The following is a 17,922-nucleotide window of genomic DNA, read 5'->3' as shown; positions in this document are numbered from 1 at the left end:
TATAAAGATTTCTGAACTAATTTCGTTAATAGTGGCTGGCACTCTTATTTGTTGGATTTGTTAAAAGGTATCTTTTACTCTAGTTGCACTAACGAAGCAGTTTTGTTCAATAAGAAATCACAAAAGGAAGAGCAATTACTATAAAATAAGATTTGACGTATTAATGTCTAATAAAAAAGTAATGCAAAAAATTGAGATGATGCACATTAGTATTATTACACGACATAAATAAAAATATATGGAGGTATAGTTATGTGGATAATATTTGGGGGTATTGCAATAGTAACAACTTTTATAAATCTTTATATGTATAAAGCAGGAAAGGATTATAAGCTTGCTATGGCGTTAGGATTATCATTTACAGCATTAACACTTTGTGCAGAATACAGTCTTGTATCGGAGTGGGTAAAAAAGGAAGATTGGTCACTTTTAGGGGAAGTACCTAATTATGGAAGGGCATTATGGTTTTTGACAATTGTTTCTATCTTACTAAATATAGCACCTATATTTTTAGAACGAAAAGGTAAGAAATAATTACTTATTGTCACATTATTTATATAATATGCAATTATTGTGTAAGTCTTTATGTATAACTAACGGGGGCGATTGTTCAAGAAGAGCAGACGCTTTAATAAGGTGTTGTCGGCATGGCAGAACATGATGATGGTGTGTCGGAAGATTTTAAGAAGAAAGTAGAAGAGCTTTGTGATAGGCTTGAACCGAAAAATAAAGGAAGCAACGCGTTATGGAAGGTGGTTAGTGAAATATGCAAGGAAGATATAAAGGATAAACCCTAACTATCTCTTTTTGCCCTAAAGGTTGCTTGTATTTAAAAACAATAAATAAAAATCCCTAAGTCATTTGCTGCGCAGTACAAATATACTATGCAATAGAAATAAACCATTAAACGGAATAATGTATAATGAATTTTTAAAAAAAGTGTAGGCGCTAAATTGGTTTGAGAAAAGGAAAGATGATATTTCAGATACTGATAAACCTCAAAAAACCTATACACCTATTGACTCTGATAAACGACCCTATGTGAGTGAAACACCAGGTACATATGGCGGTCACCGTAAAACGAAAGTTTACGGTATACGGACAGCTTTGGCATTTCCGCAGGCATTCTAGTCCGAATCATGATGGTATTCGTAATAAAAAAGTGCCTGGCACCAAAATTTGGTGGCAGGCACTTTTTTTCTTCTTGTGAACACAAACGCTTGTTCTATTTATGTTAAGCAGATATAATACAAATAGAATACAACTTCCCAGTTTTCCTCCTAATCTCCTCAAAAGGATGTGTTAAAATGGCACTCGAGATGCTAATCCTGGAAGACTCCAACCAGTATATCCACCATGATCAATTATTTAAGCAACTTCTCCACACCTTTTTTTCTGAGTTTTTGGAAGCTTTTTTTCCAGAGGTTCACAGATATATTGATTTTACATCAATGAAACCTCTATCTGAAGAAATGTTTACCGATTTAATTGAAAGCGAGAGCCGAAGAGCTGATATAATCATTGAAACAAAACTGAAGGATCAGGAAACACTTATTATTATTCATGTAGAACCACAAAGTTATGGACAGCCAAATTTTCATGAAAGAATGTATCATTATTTCAGCCTGCTTTATAATAAATACAGGAAACCAATTTTGCCTATCGCCATCTTTTCATATGACCAAAAACGAATAGAACAATATCAATTTATTGTTTCTTTCCCGTTTTTTCATGTATTGACATTTCAATTTTTGAAGCTTGAATTAAAGAGAATGAATTGGCGCTCTTTTATTCATACGAATAATCCAGTGGCTGCAGCACTACTTAGTAAGATGGGATACACCGTAAAAGAAAAGGTTCAAGTGAAAAAGGAATTTTTGCGAATGTTAGTAAAAATGGAACTGAACTCTGCAAAAGCAGAACTCATTAATGGCTTTTTTGAAACATATCTTACCCTAAATAGAAGTGAGGAGGAAGAACTGATGGAAGAGATTAAACAATTAGACAAACATGAATCCGAACAAATTATTAAGCTCCCAAATTCATGGAGAGAAAAAGGGATAGCAGAAGGAATTCAAAAGGGAAGAGCAGAGGGAATTCAAAAAGGCATAGCAGAAGGAATTCAAAAAGGCATAGCAGAAGGAATTCAAAAGGGAAGAGCGGAGGGAATTCAAAAAGGGATAGCGGAGGGAATTCAAAAAGAGAAAAGACATATGGCGCTTGAAATGCTAAGAGAAGGGTTATCTGGTGAACTCATTGAAAAGGTTACTAAGCTTAGTCGTGATGAAATTGAAGTTTTAAGGGGAACCCTATAGCCACTAAGGATGATAAATATACCAATTAAAAGTTTGAGAGCTTCGTGGAAAAGAAAACTCTATGGGGCTTTTTTAGTATTGATTAGAGGGAAATGAGAAGCAACCTCCAAAAAATGGTTCTTGCTAGGCAATTTATTTCTGCTCAATACAACGGCATTTTTTTCAACTTTCCTGAAAATAACACCTCGAAAAGTCTAGAAGATTAAATAATTTTTTGAACCAAATAAAGTTTCAGGAACCATCAGTCAATTCTCTTAACAAAAAACTGTAGGTACATTTAGCAGAGCGAGTAATTCCAATTTATTTCTACTATTTCAGGGTGGACATCAAAAAATTGATAAAAGTAGAAATAAAATAAGTTATCTTAATATTAGGATTATTCTTGACACTAAAAAATTAGAATGTTATCATTTTTTTAAACCAATGACGAGGGAGTAAAACTGTTAAACGATCTCTCAGCGAATCCGGGATGGTGTAAGCCGGACAGATGCCGTAACAGCAAATGGGCCTCAGAGGGCGAAGTGAAAGATCATTGATTTAGTAGCTTAGACGCAAAGCCAGCGTTAAAGGGCTAAGAGTGTGTAAGCACTCTATTGAGTGGGTATGTTGATACATATCAAACAAGGTGGTACCGCAGGTTAACACTTGTCCTTGAATCTTTATTTGAGGGCAGGTGTTTTTTTTCATTTTCATAACTGATTGATGATTTCACTGTGTTTGAAAATAGACGGAAGATTTCCGACTAAATCGAAAAAACTCCTTATTTCTTCAAAAATAAAGGAAGGTTTTCCGGTTATTTAATAGAAACCCTTGGTTTCAGTCGTATTTAGTGCAGTTAACCGGAATATCTCCGCTTATATCTGCTTCAAAAGCTTCTATTATATACATTAGCCGGAAATTCTCCGCTTATGAATTGTCATCGTTTCAGGGAAATTCACTCATAGTTATTGATAGAAAAAGTAGAAAGGAAAAAGTGCTATGAATGATAAATTTACGCTCTATAACTTAAAGGTAGAGGTGGTAGGGACAGATAAACCAATGGTATGTAGTCATACGGAAGGTGACTATTTCTTAGTTGTCGGGGAAAACCTGATCTTTCCGGAAACGAATTCATTTTCCATGTATGCCTTAAGCGCTATTTTGCCATTACTGCCTGCAAAGCAGCGACCATTACACGGTAATGACTGGATGTTGTCTGATAGTTTCATTGCCTGTCCCGATCCAAACTGTGGGGCAAGATTTAGCATCACGCGTATCGAAACGCAAGAATTTAGTCATGCTGAATGCACAATAGAACCACTACATAAAGGAGATAAATAATAATGGCAGAACGATTACAATTAGCAAAAGATTATAGTATTAGCAGAGTGATCAACGGGTGTTGGCAGTTATCGGAAGGCCATAGCTTACAGGCAGAGTTAGATATGCAAGATGTCAAGAAGGCCTTCCATATGTTGGCTGAAAGAGGATTTACCACATTTGATTGTGCAGACATCTATACGGGTACTGAAGAACTCCTCGGTGAATTTTTAACGGAACTAAAAGCAGGGAGCACCCTTTCACCACATGATATTCAAATTCATACCAAGTATGTACCGGATATCAATTTGCTTACTGAGGTCAATTACGCGTACACAGAAAAGATCATTGACAGAAGCCTCAAACGTCAAAAAAGAGATGTATTGGATCTTGTTCAGTTTCATTGGTGGGATTACAGTGTGCCTGGATTTGTCGAGACAGCGGGAGATCTGTTGAGACTGAAAGAAAAAGGAAAAATCCGTAATATTGCTGTTACAAACTTTGATACAAAGCATTTGCGCGAAATCGTTGATGCCGGTATCCCTGTTGTGTCTTGTCAAAATCAATACTCGGTTTTTGATAGACGTCCAGAAAAAGAATTAATCGATTATTGTAAAAGCAAAGGAATATCCCTGCTGTGCTACGGTACATTATCTGGCGGATTGTTAGCGGAAAAATGGATTGGCCAAACTACGATTCAACCCGAAACGCGCTCTCACGTTAAATATTTTCAGGTGATTGAAGATACTTTAGGCTGGGATGGCTATCAGGAATTGTTGGTATTGCTGCAAAGAATCGCTAAAAAGCATTCTGTTAATGTATCTCAGATTGCTACAAAATATATTTTGAGTCAACAAGGTGTCGGTGCCTCTATTATTGGAGTTAGAAATAGCAGGCATGTTGAATCCAATACGCAAATATTTGCGTTCGAACTTGATCGTTCCGATATCGAAGAAATAAAACAATTCTTAGACAACTATCCAATCATAGACGGCGAACCGTTTGAGTTAGAGCGTACTGTTGATTCCAAATATCGCAATATTATGAAGATGAATTTAAATGAAGAATAAATGAAAGTGGATGTTTAGTTTAGAATAGAAAGTTTAGCATAGAAGAGGAGAGTTCTGGTATGAATCAAAGACTTGAATTTAGAGGTGGCTGGGGCACTGCGTTTATTCCAGTCGTGATTTTTCTGTTTTTCTGTATATTGTATTTTATCGTGTTTAAAGCGTTTGAAATGTATGCACTTGCCATGGGAGCTTTCGTCGCACTGATGATAGGTTCCGTTTTGGTGAAAAAGGGTAACTATGATCGTTTCTGGGATTCCGTTTATGAAGGTGTAAAGGAAGCTGTCCCAATTACTATCCTGCTGTTTGTTATTGGGATGTTCTCGACATTGATAAAAGAGACGAACATTTCGGCAGGTTTCGTATGGCTAGCTGATTTGTTGGGCGTGGATGGGGGATTATTTACCGCGTTTACTTTCTTAGCCGTTTGTGTCATTTCTACTGCTACTGGGTCATCGATCGGAACCATGTTTACCTGCTTCCCGATTTTCTATCCAGCAGGAGTATTGTTGGGATGTGACCCTGGTGTTCTTGCAGGTGCAATCGTTAGTGCTTCTATTTTTGGAGATAACTTGGCACCAATATCCGATACGACCATCATCTCTGCAGGAACGCAAGAATATACAAAAAAACAAGGCTTTGCTGACATCGGCGGTTGTGTTGCCACTCGACTGAAGTATTCCTTGGTCGCAGGTGTGATCTCGTTTGTTCTGTTCTGGATCTTCGGCGGCGGTGGTACGGCAGGAGTGGGTGCTGCCGATATCCTTGAGAAGAACATGAATCCAACTACACTGGTCATGCTGGTTCCAGTAGCACTTATGTTAATCGTGGCCATTAAAACCCGCAATATCTACAAAGCTATTACCATAGGGATCTTGTTGGGAACCATAACTGGTCTAGCATTTAACCTTTTAACTTTTGATCATGTCATTTCCGTTGCAGATGGCGCACCGGCAGGTTTCCTAACGGGCGGTATCAGCTCCATGATGGCCACGGTCACGCTGGTTATTTCCGTTTATGGTATCATGGGTGTGCTCAACGGTGCAGGTGTGCTTGAAAAAGTCACCAATGGCATCCTTAACAGCAAAATGGGCAAAAGTGTACGTGGTGCTGAGTTTGCTATGATGTTAGGGATTTCGTTTACCACTTTGATTTTCGGGGGTGTGACCAGTGCGTCGATGACCACATTTGGAAAAGTACAGAATGAGATTGGCAAACGTGTGGGTCTCCATCCTTACCGCCGTGCCAATCTGCTTGATGGTTTTGCAAATGCCATCGTGCTCATCATCCCGTTCTTAAGTGTTTTTGTATTCCTCGGTGCTTTATTGTCGCAGGGGTATGATTTTATTGCACCGCTATCACTTACGCAAGTCAGCAGCGGTATGATTTATTGCATGGCACTGTTCGTGGTTTTGTTGTTCTCGATCATAACGGGGTGGGGCCGGCAATTTGAAGGCTTAGGAGGAAAACCGGTTAGCAATCCCCAAGAACATACTAACCATAGTGCTGTAATGTAGAGGTGTTCACCAGCTCCTCTACCGTTATTAAATGCTTTGAACCAAACGATTCAAAATATGGCGATGATGAATGGTGATATCTTCGTTCCAACCGCTAACGTGATCGGAAAACATGAGAAGGAATACCTTCCAAATCCGGCTGATATTCATCTAAGCTTAGACGGGTATCAATTCGTAGCGAAAGAGTTTTGGAAAGCGATACAAGAAAATAAAAAATGATTCATTTTGGGCCACATTCAATTACAGGAACGAACTAGTATTAAATGATACTAAGTTATTAACTTATACCATTTCCAAGTAAAGCAGGAGTATAACTCTCTGCTTTTTTCTTATGTTTGAAAGGAAAATTTACCTACAAACCATTGGAAAGCAATATGAAAATAGGGAAAATAATGAAATATTCAACAAAAATCAATATTATTTATGTTCGTTTCCTTGTAAACGGGATGATTTTTTACTATATGTAAATAGTATAAATGTACAAAAAGTGACATAAAAGGAGACAGGCTGGAAATGTCAAAACAGGAAAAACAACAAAAGCCAAAAAAACCGTTCTATAAAAGATGGTGGGTTTGGGTCATTGCTATCATCGTAGTTGTGAAGATTGCTTCTGGTGGAGATAATACTAGCGAGAATACACAAAATGAAAACAAGCCAGCTGATACCCAGACGGAGCAAGAAACTCAAACTGAGAAAAAAGAGGAACCGAAGGCCGCAGAGGATGACGTTCCTAATGATTATAAGTCTGCTTTGAAAAAAGCTCAATCGTACGCAAAAACCATGCACATGTCTAAAATTGGTATTTTTGATCAATTAACTTCAGAATATGGTGAAAAGTTTTCTCCAGAAGCAGCTGAGTATGCCATGAGAAAACTCGAATATGACTGGAATGCAAATGCTTTGAAAAAAGCTGAATCCTATTCAAAAACGATGCACATGTCAAAACAAGGAATTTATGACCAACTTATTTCTGAACAAGGCGAAAAATTTACGGCAGAAGAAGCACAGTACGCCATTGACAACCTGAAAGCCGATTATAATGAAAATGCCTTGGCGAAAGCAAAAAGTTATCAGGAATCAATGAACATGTCATCTGAAGCGATAAGAGACCAATTAACCTCTGACTACGGTGAAAAATTTACACAAGAAGAAGCCAATTACGCTATTGAACATTTAGGTAAATAAAAACGCAAAAACACGCCCTCACCTTTTCTTTGGTAGAGGGCTTTACATTTAGTGTTTATGCCGTGATTAATATTGATTCTGCCAAGGACATAAACGGTGACCATACTTTTTATCACTGAATTATTAACTTAATTGATTACCGAATAAATCAATATACAAATTTCCTTTTGTCCCGATGACAGCATACGAGATGTCAGAAACAGCTAGGTTTCTTTTTTTGAGTTCAGCCATTACCCATTCCTCATCGTAGGTGTGTTGGGATAAGTTTTCGTATAAAATCTCCCCATCATAGACCAGTTCGATCGGTACAGTTCCTGATGGAGGAAGTAACGTTAAATCTTGATTGGTAGTATTCTGGTATTGTTGTTTTTTTAATACAGAGAGGGAGCCATTAATCTCTAAAATCGCACACTCAACTTCTTCTATATTGAAGATATCCTTGCCACGCAAAGCCTGTTTAAGAGATTCAAGGGAATAGCCCATTTGCTTCATTGAATCTTCGAGAATTTGTCCTTTTTGAAAATGTAGCTGGTTCTCCTGCGATACATTTCCTGAAACGCGGATTTCGATCCGAAACAAGATTCAGCATAAAAACGACGGTCCCCATGATAATCATTGCAATGATAAAATACAGGAATTTAATTTTGATATTGAATGCTAGATTTCCTGCAATAGTCCCCATCGTAATGGAAGCGATATAAAGGTGATAAGTCCTTTGGGCAATCGTCTGTTTACCGAGCAGCTGCACAAATACCCATAATAAAATAAATGCAGTAATGGTTCGAAAGATGATTTCCATAGATCGCGACATCGCTATTTCTCCCTTACAAAAAATCCCGACAGTTCGATTGTGATAGTATGTACTTACTGCAAGCTCTTTATGAATAGTATCGCACGACTGAACCAGGCTAACCGTTTTTTGCACCACTTACTATCATAAAATGGCACCAACAAAAACCATAAATTACTTCAAGATTGATAGGTGAACCTAACGGAATCAATTTCGTCAGGTTCTTTCTGCATTCTGGCTCTTGTTAAATCAAAATAATCTAAACAAACATACAAGTATCCTTATCGGTTATATTAGAGGAATTATTGCCTTGATTATAGAAATGGAAACATTAGGTATTGAAGTAACAAAGCAGGATAGTGGAAAAGTCCAGATTATCCTTTCTTCGGTAAAAGCAACATTTAACATTAAAAAGCATATGAACGGAGGAACAATGTGAGATGACAAGGATATTTAAAGTAGTAGCAATCATTGTTTTATTAACCATTGTTGGGTGTTCTAATTCAATAGACAGCGGTGAAGAAAAAAACAATGAAATCAAAACGGAAAATTCCAGCTTTATAGGAACAATCAAAGATATTAACGGAAACATTGCACTTGTTTCTGCTAAAGTGTTTGAGGGTAATCCTGAAGGTGATGTGTTTGTTGACCTTTCTGTGAATAATGATGAAACATTCCAGGTTGGAGACGAGATAAAAGTAGGATTTGATGGCATCATTAAAGAATCGAATCCTGATCAAATTAATACTCTTTCTGTTGAATTGGTTGATTGATAAAATAATATCCGTGTTCAATTAAGGGTAGTAAGAGTTAAAGAACGGAACTGCCATATTGGTGGCTTTTTCTTATTCGACTAACGGTGCAGTCAATAAAGAAATATGGTAAGCACATATAAGATAAATGAAGTGTAAAATATGTTTGACACCTCATTTGTCTTATTTTATAATCTGGGTGTAAAGAATGTTTTACACCTTACAAAATCTAAAGGTGGCTTAGCGATGGAAAATAGAATCAAGGAATACAGAGAAAAGAACGGTTTTTCACAAGGTAAATTAGGAGATTTGTGTAATGTGACAAGGCAAACAATCAATGCCATTGAAAATAATAAATATGACCCAAGTTTAGAATTGGCATTTAATTTATCTGATGTTTTAGGTCTTCCTATCGAAGAATTATTTATTTTTAATTATGAAAGGAATGAAAAAAAGTGACAACTGTAAAAATAGTTAGTTTAATCTGTTCTTTAGTTCTTATTGCTGCAATTGGTGGCTATGGGATATATGAATGGATTACAAAAGAAATAATTAACGCTTCTACACTCTTCTTTTTATTTTTAGGGATTGGTTTTTTATTTCAATCCATTACTTGGGGTGAAATGGAAGGAAAACACGAAGGAGAAAAAGATGAGTTAGAGAAACATATAACTCTTTTAAGTTCAAAAATTAGTTATTATCTATTACTTTTATTAATGATAATTGTCTTAGTCATTTCGGAAAGAGTAACTGCAATGAATGATATAAGGAATATCCCACTTGTTATTGTTATTGGACTAGCATGGATAACTATGCCAATAACTGAATTTGTAGTTTCAAAAAAATACCGTTAATAATGGCGAAATTTAAAACCAAAAAACTTTATTTTAAATCTTCCTGTACTAACGGCGGCAAGAGTTGAAGATCAAATTTGATCCGCAACTCTTTTTTTCTTACTGAAGTAAATGGCAGTAAAGTTTAAGAACAATAAATAAAAATACCAAGTCATTTGCTGCACAGTACAACGATACTGGTAATAGATTAAACATTGAAAGGCGACCATATTAGGGTGGTCGTCTTTCTTATTTGACCTATACTGCGCAATAAACTCGATCTATTTTAGAGCATTTGTGAATGATTTCACTCAAACTAACGGGCAGTTTAAGTGTAGTGATTCACAATCTGTATATTTATTGTTATGTACTACAATGTCCTGGTCAGTGCATCCCCCTAGGAGATTGTTCTTATCCTCAACAGGCAAATTATTTATTAATATTTTCCTAAAAGAGTAAAATACTAAAAATTGTAAAACATAGTTAGAACCGAACTTTCACCGGTGCATTAAAAGTGGGGGGATTTAGTTGAGCCAAAAGGTGATTCATTCTACACATGTTTATATTCTACTCATCATGTCTACTGGATTTCTGGTCCATGTATTGCTCCATCCTATTATTTTAACCGTATCTAAAAGAGACTCATGGATCTCAGTAATCGGCAGTGTGGTTCCCTTCATCCTTTGGACGGCCATGATCTATTATCTAAATAAAAAGTTTGAGAAAAAAAATATATTATCTGTGTTATTTTCATTGCATCCAATGATTTCCTACTTGATTCGTATTATTTGGGGTGTTTATTTTTTTCTTACAGCATTTATTACGTTCCAGTATACAGATTTTTGGGCTAAATCAAATTATACGTCTGATATTCCTGATTTCCTCGTCGTAGTACCATTTGCAGCTCTTTGTTATTTTGCTTCATTGAAAGGAATTCGAACGATTGGCTCCTTATCCATTTTCTTATTGCCTCTCGTTGTAATGTTTGGTCTTTTGGTGGGAATTGGGAATATAAAAAATAAAGATTACAGCTTGCTGTTCCCAGTTTTTGAGCATGGATATAAAGATTTCTTTTTAGGAGTCATGTATACATGTGCCTGTGTATTTGAAATCATTTATTTTCTTTTTATCACACCATATATAGAAGACCGGATCAAAATTAAGCCGCTGCTGCTTGTTTGCATTGGTCTTGTCTTCTTGGCGGTTGGTCCTTTGGCAGGAGGGATCGCTGAATTTGGTGCGGAGGAGGCAGCGAAAATGAAGGTCCCTGCATACGAAGAATGGAAATTATTAACAATCGGTGTCCATATCACCCGCCTTGATTTTTTATCGATTTTTCAATGGCTCTCTGGTGCATTCATTCGGATCAGTTTAAACATGTTTATTGTAAACAAACTATTGGACAGCCACAAAAAAAAGAACTGGATTCTTCTCTTTCTGTATATCCTGCTCATCACGAGCGTGTTAATTCCATGGGATTTTAGTTCCTTTTTTACGCTTTTATATTCTGTGTATTATCCTGTAAGCCTGGTGTTCCTGCTTTTATTAGTCGGCCTGTTGTTCTTTCTTAAGAAAGACAAGGGGGATGCTATATGAAAAGAAATAACCTGTTGATCCTTAAATTGAAAGAGTGGTTCCAAAATTCCTCCGACATTGTCCTGCAAACCAAATCCTATAAAACCAAGTTTTTAACATATTCTTTAGCCTTTTTATATTGCCCTAATTTAGTTGACACAAAGGCGATTAATGAAACCATACTACCTACCATAAATGAAGCAATAGGAAAGGAGGGGGGGCTGACAATTGAACGTTTAAGCAACCTTATGGGAATCACGAAGCTTAGGGATTTCGAGAATATCAAGAATGAAATAGAACAAAGGCTTTTTTCTGGCGAATGTGTCATTCTAAATGAGGAAACAATGGATATTTTTTTTATTCCAGTCTCTAATTTCCCAAAGAGAAGTCCGGAAGAATCCAATATAGAAACTTCTGCTCGTGGACCAAGAGACGGATTCGTGGAAAATATCTCCGATAACATGACGCTGATCCGGCAACGGTTAAAAACAACTTCCTTAAAAAGCATAGAATATACGATTGGAGAAAGAAGTAAAACAAAAGTTTTACTTCTTTATATGGAGGATATTATCAATCCCTCTATTTTGAATGAAGTGCAAAGTCGATTACGATCTATAACCATCGATATTTTAATCAGCAGCAATCAATTGGAAGAAATGATTTATGACCATCCTTATTCCATTTTTCCGTTAATGGATGCTGTCGGCAGACCCGATCATATCGTGCAATCCCTAAATCAAGGGAGATTTGCCATTCTAGTGGATGGAAACCCTACGGTTTTGATAGGTCCGACATCTCTCACACAATTATTGATTTCGCCTGAAGATGTGCACAATAGTTTTTTTTATATTAGTTTCGTTCGTTTACTTAGGATTTTTGCATTAGGCACGACCATTTTTCTACCTGGATTTTTTATTGCCCTAGTAACGTTTCAAACCGAACAGATTCCTTTTACCCTGATAGCCACCATCGCGATGTCAAGGAAAGGTCTTCCATTGTCAGCCACTATGGAAGCATTTATCATGATAACGATGTTTGAGCTCTTTAAAGAAGCAGGGCTCAGGCTTCCAAAAGCTGTCGGGACAACTGTTGCCGTTTTAGGTGGATTGATTATCGGAGATGCGGCGATTCGAGCCGGATTAACGTCTGCTTCCTTGCTGGTAGTGATCTCGATATCCGTGATTTCAGGGTATACATTAATCAACCAGAACCTAGCAGGCAATGTGCTTCTTCTGCGGTATTTGGTCCTTTTCCTGTCATCTATGTTCGGGATTTATGGATTTTTTCTTTCTTTTTACACCATTATCACCCTTGCTATTTCGCTTGAAAGTTTTGGGCAACCCTATTTATCCGTATATGCTTTTCCGAATTCTCAGTTTTTAAAAAGCTTTATAAAATTACCTAATAAGCTGTTAAAAAAACGCAATCATGCTTATCAACCAATGGACACAACCAGGCAAAAGGAGTAGTTCCATGAGAAACCGGATTTCTTTCATCATTGTAACGAGCCTTATTTTTCTTTTAACAGGTTGTTTTGGGGCAAAAGAAATCGAAGGCGAGACTTATGTTACCGCTATGGGATTGGACTATGAAGAGGGAAATTTTAAAGTTTATATTCAGGGTTTAAGTTTTGGGAATATTGCCAAACAAGAAGCAGCTGCCGTAGAACAACAGCCCATTTTAATCGGGGAAGCGAAAGGAGAAACTTTCACAGCTGCGCTGGGGGTGTTGGAACAAATGACAGATATGCCAATAAATTATGGACATATTCAGACTATCATACTGAGCAAAAGTGTTATGAAAGAAAAAATGGAGGATGTGATGGGTCTTATTAAACATTCGCCATTATTGCGGTACAACTTCTACCTTTTCGGCACAGATGAGAATCTAAAATCATTAATGCAAATGGAAAGTTTTTTTAATTTTCCACAATTGTATACGGTCATCCATCGATCGGATAAGATCATTCAATATAATTACGTACTCCCAAACATGATATATAACCGATTTATATCCCAGTATTTCCGACCAGTTGGAACGATTTTTATCCCATCGTTAACAATTGACAAAAATCATTTTTCAGAAAAAAAGGAAAAACCAACATCTGTGATTAACGGAGAATATGTATTTTCTAGGCAACAGTTCAGAGGATGGTTGAGTAAAGATGAATTAAGCGGATTAAAATGGTTCAAAAAAGGAATTCAAGGTGTCACTCTCCGGGTAGGAACCGAAAATGTTTCAGTAAGAGTTAAAAACCCAAAAACTAAGATAATGGTTTTAAAAGGAAAGACCCCTTCTTATAAGGTAGTGGTAAAAGGGGATGCTGTTCTAACCCAAGAAAGAAAAAAACTAAAACTAAAAGAAGTGGAAAACGAGATAAATAAAAAAGTCAAAAAAGACATACTCCATACAATAAAAAAAGGACAGCTTTTGGAAACAGATGTATTAAATATAAGCGAAAAATCGTATAAATATTATTTGAACCATTGGAATATAGATACAATAAAAAGATTTAATGAGGATTCGGTAAAACAAATACAAGTTATGATTCGGGTTGATCCGGGGAATACCAAAAATTGAAAAGGCGGTGCGTTAATCCAAGAAGGATTAACGCCCTTTTTTGTTGAATTCCATATTGAACAAACGGGGCAGGTTACTTAAAGAAGGATTGTGGACCCTAAATACCGAATTATTTAATATAAATAATAGAGGTGTTACTATGTGGGCTAGAGCGAAACAAGTCTTAATCATAATGGGGCTTGGTTTAATCATTTTAGTTATAACAACCATTATTACAGGAGAAATAAAGTTAAATAATTTTATTATCTTTTTTTCAGGTGGTCTTTTTGGATTAGCGGTTGGGAGAGATGAACCTAAAAGAGAACGAAGGAATTGAGTATTTTAACAATAAGAAAAAAAGGTCTTCTATACACTATTCCTTCTTCAAGTATACGGGTAGCTATTCTTCAAGAAGGAGAATGGCTTTTTCTTATTGAAGTAAAGGTGCAGGTTTGTTCAATAACTATTGCTTATTTATGGTAATAATATTATTATGTCTTTATACATAGGGTTTCTATATACATAAAATATCTAAGTATAAAAAATTTAATCTGTAATTGGAAATGGGGGATTATGATTTTTATTTTAATTGGTTTCTTGATTTCTTTCATTACCGTTATATTATTTTTGATTTTATGTGCAAAGATAATAATTTCTTTCATTAAAAAGAAACCTTTTCCTAAAAAGTTACTGATTTCATCGTTGTCTGGGGTTGTTCTGGTATCTTCAATCTATATATATGAAATGTACTTTTTTACATTTAGTGAAATTGATAGAGAATTTATCCAAAAGGGTCCTGGACCTGTAATATCCCCCACTGAAGAATACACAGCTAATGCTTATTATGAACCATATGGTGGTGCAGCAGGCGGTGTTAACGTATGGGTTGACATCACAAACATTAATGAGGAAAATAAAGTTCAAACTGTTTATTATAGTGATGCAAAAAGTAATTTTTCTATGGAATGGATGGATGAAGATACGCTGTACATTCTAAATGACGAGCCCAATTATCCAAATTTAAATAGAAGTATCGAATTAGAAATTGGTAAAGAAATTTATCACGAAAATGGTTTGGCTTGTAAAAGTTTGTTAATGAAAGACGAATATGAGACTTGCTACCAAAACTAATACTTATTGCACTAACAAGTGCAATAGTGAAAAAGGCAACGTAAGTGTCGGTTGCCTTTTCACTCCATTTCTAAAAATATTTTCTATACAATTCTCTTCTAAGGCTTCCACTTAACTGAGCATAAATCCTAGTGGTCTCGCTTTTTTCGTGACCTAGTAAACTTTGAATAACATCAATAGGGGCTCCATTATTCAATAGGTGTGTGGCATAGCTATGGCGTAGTTGGTGTGGATGGATCTCTTTGTTAATCCCTGCTCGACTTGAAATTCGTTTAATGATGTACCTCATCTGTCCTATACTCATTTTATGCGGGTGCCGTTCAGTAACAAAAATAGCTGGATCTTTATCCTGACGAAGGTCTAAATATCTTTTGAGCCAGATTTCACACCGTATATTAAAATATACCTCCCTTTCCTTATCTCCCTTTCCAAGGACTATGGCAGAACGATTTGACCAATTAATAAAATTCTTTTCAAGTGAACCAATTTCTCCTATTCTACAACCTGTTGAAAACATAAATTCGAATAATGCCTTTTCCATTGGAGTAAAACACGCTTCCCTCAAATGTTCAATTTCTCTTTCCGTTAAAAATTTAGGAATTCGTTTTCCTTGTTTGGGTTCTTTGATTTTCGCAGCTGGATTTTTGGGTATATACCCTTCCTCGCTTGACCAACGGAATATCGATTTAATGAATCGAATCCGATGAGCTAAACTTGATGGCTTTAGGTGTTCACTGGATTTTGCTAAATATTCCTTTAACTGATCAGTCGTCACAGATTCAATATTTAAATCGTTAAAGTGTTGGAAAAGTAGCTTAGATTGGAGCTTATACGCTTTTAGGGTCTGAGGAGAGAAACCTTCAATCATTTTATCCGATTCATAAAGCTCCCAGGATTTTGACAATAACACAATAATTCCTCCTTAATCGTTATATTAGAGGAATTATTGCCTTGATTATAGAAATAAAAACGGTAGGTATTGAACTATCGAAGCAGTTTACTTTAAGAAAGAAAAAATAGTGGCGATTGATGGTTAGGATGGGGATATAATGAAAAAAGTTATTATAGGTATTATTTTAGTATTAATTGTCCTCTTTGCATACGAATATCAAAAACCAATAATGACAACTGTTGACGCAACAATACAAGCGATAGATTGTGTGAATAATCCACCAAGTCAATTGGCTATAAAGCCCATTAACTACACGTTAGAAGACCTTCAAACAGTACATACGTTTATTGATGCTAAAAGTGGTTATTTAAATCACGTAACTAATCAAAGAGAAGTGAGTGTTACTTTGGTATTTAAAGATAAGGAACCAACTGTCAAAATGGATGCTTATAGTGGGAAATGTATATGGGTATCTGGTCCATTAAATTAACTACTTCTTATTGCATTAACGAGGGAAGTCGCTTCTTGTGCTAACGTGGCAGGTTACTTCAAGAAGAGTATTGTAAAGGTTCCTATTATTTGAAATAATTGGTATTAAACAAAAGGTCAGGCTAGTACAATAAATGCTTTTGTATTAGGGGGAATTGGATTTGTTGTATATAAAACTATTTGCTTCGGTAATGGTCGCACTAATTTTATGTTTCTTAATTGAAAGAAAGTTAAAGGGAAAAAAACGTTTCTTGGGATACTTTGTTATAGCCGTCTTACTTTTTGTATTATCAACATAATGTTATATCTTCAAGTAACTGGGGTGCAATAGTTAAAGAGGGGACGCAGTGACGAGCCTTTTTTTGTTGTGCTAACGAAGCAGGTTTGTTCAATAAGCATTGCTTTTTTAATTCAGATGGGAAGGGGTGGAGATTCAATGAAAAACAATTATGACATTTATAATATTGTCGTGCATACTGTCAATTGGCTCTTACTCGGATGTATCGGTTTTGTCGCATTTTTTTCTGTGGTAAATGTCAGCCCAATACCCAGCTTTAACGGTGTCCAATTCTCTTCTTTTATTACACTGCTGCTAATCTGGGGGGGAATTACTGGTACCAATACTACAAGAAAAGAAAATGGATTCTACCAATAGCTGGAACGGTCATTTTCGTCGTCATTGCTTTGCTTCTCTTGGGAGTAGTCGTGCCATTTCTGACTGACATCATTTATTCTTAAATGATTCCGCAACCATGCCGAATAAAAATTAAACAGATTTATCACTTTTGGTAAACTAGCTAATATACTCAGTTCTTATTGCATTAACGGGGGCTTTAATTGAAGAAGTTGTAGCTTCTTTATTCACAAATATGTAACAAGGTAATTCCTAATATTTGTCTAATTCTCCTAGTATCAGTTGTTTAGGAGAGTGCTTTATGAATAATTTAATGAATACCTTGTCATTTTGGTTATATGCTATTGGTGCATTATTAAGAGGAGACATCATTTTACGTATTGACGGAAGATTTATCCTTATTGAGCTTTATAATTATGTAGATTGCTATATGGCAACGGCAGCCACTTATGATTGTGCTGTTTGGAATTGTTATGGCACTACAAAACAAAAAGCTAAAGAAATGGCATTATTAAGGTTAGATCAGGCATTAACAATGGATTTAAAAGAAGAAGAGGAAGAAGAAGTTGTGGAAAAGGATGGATTTGTTTTTTATCGTAGAAAAAAATGATAAGATGCCCCTCTCTAATGATAAGTAGTTCCGTTTTTGTGGAGAAGCCTCAGAAATAACATATCAAACAACAGACTAATTCGCACACGATTTGGTATTACGTTTTTTCTTGATACTACAATGTTTCTTATGGGATTAGTTATAAAATGACAGATGAATTAGCGTGCTAACTAACAGAGTGACAATGGTTATTGTCACTCTTGAAATTTAGGTGCTAAAATAGGTGCTAATAACTAAGATAATTACCTTTCTAATTAAATGAGGTTAGAAGATA

At 35.8% G+C, this 17,922-nt stretch carries 22 protein-coding genes; 19 read left to right on the top strand and 3 right to left on the bottom strand.

The genetic code is table 11. The features are described 5' to 3' along the window. The first annotated feature begins 252 nt into the window (after positions 1-252). From BLR86_RS24925 to BLR86_RS24895, 8 genes are all read left to right on the top strand, one after another. Positions 253-534, top strand: a complete 282-nt coding sequence (locus tag BLR86_RS24925) for a hypothetical protein (protein WP_090768315.1) — start codon at positions 253-255, stop codon at positions 532-534. A 113-nt stretch (positions 535-647) separates the two neighbouring features. Then, complete coding sequence (locus BLR86_RS26335; RefSeq protein ID WP_175493046.1) at positions 648-797, top strand: hypothetical protein; 150 nt, start codon at positions 648-650, stop codon at positions 795-797. A gap of 510 nt (positions 798-1,307) precedes the next feature. After that, positions 1,308-2,315 (top strand): RpnC/YadD family protein, encoded by a 1,008-nt coding sequence (locus tag BLR86_RS24920; RefSeq protein ID WP_090768312.1) that lies wholly within the window; start codon positions 1,308-1,310, stop codon positions 2,313-2,315. Between the two features lie 978 nt (positions 2,316-3,293). After that, a complete protein-coding gene (locus BLR86_RS24915; protein ID WP_090768309.1) occupies positions 3,294-3,635 on the top strand; it encodes a TIGR04076 family protein in 342 nt (113 codons plus the stop codon). Between the two features lie 2 nt (positions 3,636-3,637). Beyond that, positions 3,638-4,684 (top strand): aldo/keto reductase, encoded by a 1,047-nt coding sequence (locus tag BLR86_RS24910; protein ID WP_090768306.1) that lies wholly within the window; start codon positions 3,638-3,640, stop codon positions 4,682-4,684. 59 nt (positions 4,685-4,743) lie between these two features. Next, positions 4,744-6,198, top strand: a complete 1,455-nt coding sequence (locus tag BLR86_RS24905) for a Na+/H+ antiporter NhaC family protein (RefSeq protein WP_090768303.1) — start codon at positions 4,744-4,746, stop codon at positions 6,196-6,198. A gap of 36 nt (positions 6,199-6,234) precedes the next feature. Further along, positions 6,235-6,417 (top strand): hypothetical protein, encoded by a 183-nt coding sequence (locus BLR86_RS24900; protein WP_090768300.1) that lies wholly within the window; start codon positions 6,235-6,237, stop codon positions 6,415-6,417. A 294-nt stretch (positions 6,418-6,711) separates the two neighbouring features. Further along, complete coding sequence (locus BLR86_RS24895; RefSeq protein ID WP_090768296.1) at positions 6,712-7,383, top strand: Ltp family lipoprotein; 672 nt, start codon at positions 6,712-6,714, stop codon at positions 7,381-7,383. A gap of 123 nt (positions 7,384-7,506) precedes the next feature. Here the strand turns inward: BLR86_RS24895 and BLR86_RS24890 are convergent, their stop codons facing one another. Further along, positions 7,507-7,875 (bottom strand): DUF421 domain-containing protein, encoded by a 369-nt coding sequence (locus BLR86_RS24890; protein WP_090768293.1) that lies wholly within the window; start codon positions 7,873-7,875, stop codon positions 7,507-7,509. Then, the gene (locus BLR86_RS24885; protein WP_090768290.1) at positions 7,850-8,194 is read right to left on the bottom strand and encodes a DUF421 domain-containing protein; all 345 of its coding nucleotides are present in this window, start codon (positions 8,192-8,194) and stop codon (positions 7,850-7,852) included. Before BLR86_RS24885 ends, BLR86_RS24890 begins: the two co-directional genes overlap by 26 nt. 419 nt (positions 8,195-8,613) lie before the next feature. Here BLR86_RS24885 and BLR86_RS24880 point away from each other — a divergent pair, with 419 nt between their 5' ends. The 8 genes from BLR86_RS24880 (at position 8,614) to BLR86_RS24850 (ending at position 15,023) form a co-directional block, all read left to right on the top strand. Beyond that, positions 8,614-8,946: a DUF3221 domain-containing protein gene (locus BLR86_RS24880; RefSeq protein WP_090768287.1), complete on the top strand. Its 333-nt coding sequence runs from the start codon at positions 8,614-8,616 to the stop codon at positions 8,944-8,946. Positions 8,947-9,171: 225 nt separating this feature from the next. Further along, a complete protein-coding gene (locus BLR86_RS24875) occupies positions 9,172-9,384 on the top strand; it encodes a helix-turn-helix transcriptional regulator (RefSeq protein WP_090768284.1) in 213 nt (70 codons plus the stop codon). Next, complete coding sequence (locus BLR86_RS24870) at positions 9,381-9,779, top strand: hypothetical protein (protein ID WP_090768281.1); 399 nt, start codon at positions 9,381-9,383, stop codon at positions 9,777-9,779. Before BLR86_RS24875 ends, BLR86_RS24870 begins: the two co-directional genes overlap by 4 nt. Positions 9,780-10,286: 507 nt before the next feature. Next, the gene (locus tag BLR86_RS24865) at positions 10,287-11,354 is read left to right on the top strand and encodes an endospore germination permease (protein ID WP_090768278.1); all 1,068 of its coding nucleotides are present in this window, start codon (positions 10,287-10,289) and stop codon (positions 11,352-11,354) included. Further along, positions 11,351-12,802 carry a spore germination protein gene (locus BLR86_RS24860; protein WP_090768275.1) on the top strand — a complete coding sequence of 484 codons (1,452 nt, stop codon included), beginning with the start codon at positions 11,351-11,353 and terminating at the stop codon, positions 12,800-12,802. Before BLR86_RS24865 ends, BLR86_RS24860 begins: the two co-directional genes overlap by 4 nt. A 4-nt stretch (positions 12,803-12,806) precedes the next feature. After that, on the top strand, positions 12,807-13,913 hold the full coding sequence (locus BLR86_RS24855) for a Ger(x)C family spore germination protein (protein ID WP_175493044.1): 1,107 nt from the start codon (positions 12,807-12,809) through the stop codon (positions 13,911-13,913). Positions 13,914-14,052: 139 nt separating this feature from the next. Continuing rightward, entirely contained in the window at positions 14,053-14,229 is a 177-nt protein-coding gene (locus BLR86_RS26330; RefSeq protein WP_175493043.1) for a hypothetical protein, read from the top strand. 236 nt (positions 14,230-14,465) lie between these two features. Next, the gene (locus BLR86_RS24850; protein ID WP_090768271.1) at positions 14,466-15,023 is read left to right on the top strand and encodes a DUF5412 family protein; all 558 of its coding nucleotides are present in this window, start codon (positions 14,466-14,468) and stop codon (positions 15,021-15,023) included. A 70-nt stretch (positions 15,024-15,093) separates the two neighbouring features. Here BLR86_RS24850 and BLR86_RS24845 read toward each other — a convergent pair whose 3' ends face one another. Next, a complete protein-coding gene (locus BLR86_RS24845; RefSeq protein WP_090768269.1) occupies positions 15,094-15,933 on the bottom strand; it encodes a tyrosine-type recombinase/integrase in 840 nt (279 codons plus the stop codon). Between the two features lie 139 nt (positions 15,934-16,072). Between BLR86_RS24845 and BLR86_RS24840 the strand changes: the two genes are divergently transcribed. From BLR86_RS24840 to BLR86_RS24830, 3 genes are all read left to right on the top strand, one after another. Next, entirely contained in the window at positions 16,073-16,405 is a 333-nt protein-coding gene (locus tag BLR86_RS24840; RefSeq protein ID WP_090768266.1) for a hypothetical protein, read from the top strand. A gap of 435 nt (positions 16,406-16,840) precedes the next feature. Then, positions 16,841-17,059, top strand: coding sequence for a hypothetical protein (locus BLR86_RS24835; protein ID WP_090768263.1), 219 nt, complete (start codon positions 16,841-16,843; stop codon positions 17,057-17,059). A 280-nt stretch (positions 17,060-17,339) separates the two neighbouring features. Then, the gene (locus BLR86_RS24830) at positions 17,340-17,648 is read left to right on the top strand and encodes a hypothetical protein (RefSeq protein ID WP_090768260.1); all 309 of its coding nucleotides are present in this window, start codon (positions 17,340-17,342) and stop codon (positions 17,646-17,648) included. Positions 17,649-17,922: the final 274 nt, after the last annotated feature.

Origin of the sequence: Bacillus sp. OK048, assembly GCF_900103525.1 — a bacterium.
GTDB lineage: Bacteria > Bacillota > Bacilli > Bacillales > Cytobacillaceae > Neobacillus.
The sequence above is the reverse complement of the archived record's forward strand: the minus strand, read 5'-3'. Positions and strand labels throughout refer to the sequence as shown.

What these genes read in the sequence shown, in the direction of transcription:
- BLR86_RS24925 (WP_090768315.1), top strand. Translation starts at nt 253, where the DNA reads ATGTGGATAATATTTGGGGGTATTGCAATAGTAACAACTTTTATAAAT.
- BLR86_RS26335 (WP_175493046.1), top strand. Translation starts at nt 648, where the DNA reads ATGGCAGAACATGATGATGGTGTGTCGGAAGATTTTAAGAAGAAAGTA.
- BLR86_RS24920 (WP_090768312.1), top strand. Translation starts at nt 1,308, where the DNA reads ATGGCACTCGAGATGCTAATCCTGGAAGACTCCAACCAGTATATCCAC.
- BLR86_RS24915 (WP_090768309.1), top strand. Translation starts at nt 3,294, where the DNA reads ATGAATGATAAATTTACGCTCTATAACTTAAAGGTAGAGGTGGTAGGG.
- BLR86_RS24910 (WP_090768306.1), top strand. Translation starts at nt 3,638, where the DNA reads ATGGCAGAACGATTACAATTAGCAAAAGATTATAGTATTAGCAGAGTG.
- BLR86_RS24905 (WP_090768303.1), top strand. Translation starts at nt 4,744, where the DNA reads ATGAATCAAAGACTTGAATTTAGAGGTGGCTGGGGCACTGCGTTTATT.
- BLR86_RS24895 (WP_090768296.1), top strand. Translation starts at nt 6,712, where the DNA reads ATGTCAAAACAGGAAAAACAACAAAAGCCAAAAAAACCGTTCTATAAA.
- BLR86_RS24890 (WP_090768293.1), bottom strand. Translation starts at nt 7,875, where the DNA reads ATGAAGCAAATGGGCTATTCCCTTGAATCTCTTAAACAGGCTTTGCGT.
- BLR86_RS24885 (WP_090768290.1), bottom strand. Translation starts at nt 8,194, where the DNA reads ATGTCGCGATCTATGGAAATCATCTTTCGAACCATTACTGCATTTATT.
- BLR86_RS24880 (WP_090768287.1), top strand. Translation starts at nt 8,614, where the DNA reads ATGACAAGGATATTTAAAGTAGTAGCAATCATTGTTTTATTAACCATT.
- BLR86_RS24875 (WP_090768284.1), top strand. Translation starts at nt 9,172, where the DNA reads ATGGAAAATAGAATCAAGGAATACAGAGAAAAGAACGGTTTTTCACAA.
- BLR86_RS24860 (WP_090768275.1), top strand. Translation starts at nt 11,351, where the DNA reads ATGAAAAGAAATAACCTGTTGATCCTTAAATTGAAAGAGTGGTTCCAA.
- BLR86_RS24855 (WP_175493044.1), top strand. Translation starts at nt 12,807, where the DNA reads ATGAGAAACCGGATTTCTTTCATCATTGTAACGAGCCTTATTTTTCTT.
- BLR86_RS26330 (WP_175493043.1), top strand. Translation starts at nt 14,053, where the DNA reads ATGTGGGCTAGAGCGAAACAAGTCTTAATCATAATGGGGCTTGGTTTA.
- BLR86_RS24850 (WP_090768271.1), top strand. Translation starts at nt 14,466, where the DNA reads ATGATTTTTATTTTAATTGGTTTCTTGATTTCTTTCATTACCGTTATA.
- BLR86_RS24840 (WP_090768266.1), top strand. Translation starts at nt 16,073, where the DNA reads ATGAAAAAAGTTATTATAGGTATTATTTTAGTATTAATTGTCCTCTTT.
- BLR86_RS24835 (WP_090768263.1), top strand. Translation starts at nt 16,841, where the DNA reads ATGAAAAACAATTATGACATTTATAATATTGTCGTGCATACTGTCAAT.
- BLR86_RS24830 (WP_090768260.1), top strand. Translation starts at nt 17,340, where the DNA reads ATGAATAATTTAATGAATACCTTGTCATTTTGGTTATATGCTATTGGT.